This window comes from Ventosimonas gracilis (assembly GCF_001580025.1).
In the GTDB taxonomy this organism is placed as follows: domain Bacteria; phylum Pseudomonadota; class Gammaproteobacteria; order Pseudomonadales; family Pseudomonadaceae; genus Ventosimonas; species Ventosimonas gracilis.
The window spans coordinates 1-405 of record NZ_LSZO01000028.1; the positions used below are offsets into that span (position 1 = coordinate 1).

General features: G+C 61.5%; 1 protein-coding gene and 1 pseudogene. Both read right to left on the reverse strand.

Features of this window, described 5'->3' with window-relative positions; genetic code table 11:
* Positions 1–234 (reverse strand): annotated as a pseudogene (locus AXE65_RS01615) (hypothetical protein); the annotation flags it as partial.
* Positions 231–392: a DUF2793 domain-containing protein gene (locus AXE65_RS14370; RefSeq protein ID WP_369126231.1), complete on the reverse strand. Its 162-nt coding sequence runs from the start codon at positions 390–392 to the stop codon at positions 231–233. The gene AXE65_RS14370 and the pseudogene AXE65_RS01615, both read right to left, overlap by 4 nt.
* Positions 393–405: the final 13 nt, after the last annotated feature.

A 405-nucleotide genomic window follows, 5' to 3' on the forward strand; every position in this document is an offset into this window, starting at 1 on the left:
AAGATCGGCGGCAAGTGCGCGGCTGGCCGGATGCGTGAGCACGCCTTGCACGCCTGCGCGTTCAAATTGCCAGAGGCCGCGTGCAGGGCCTTGGATTTGTTTGCGGTGGATCAGGCGGCTTTCTTGCAGGCCAATCGCCAGTAGCATGACTTCAGCCCCCGCGCCTTGCAGTGGGGGCGAAAGTTCGGCGAGTGCGGGGCGGATGATTTGGGTGAGTGCGTTTTTTACGATCATGTGAGGGCTTCCCAGCCGCTGTTAAAGCGTCCGTGCAGTTTTTTGTCGGCCTCGCAGAGGACAAGGCGCACGGCGGTAAAGGTCCAGTGGTTGTTTTCAAAGCGTGCCAGTTGATGGGCTTTGCCTGCCCATGCGCCGGATGGGCTTGCGCCTACGATGTGCCGCGCGCCT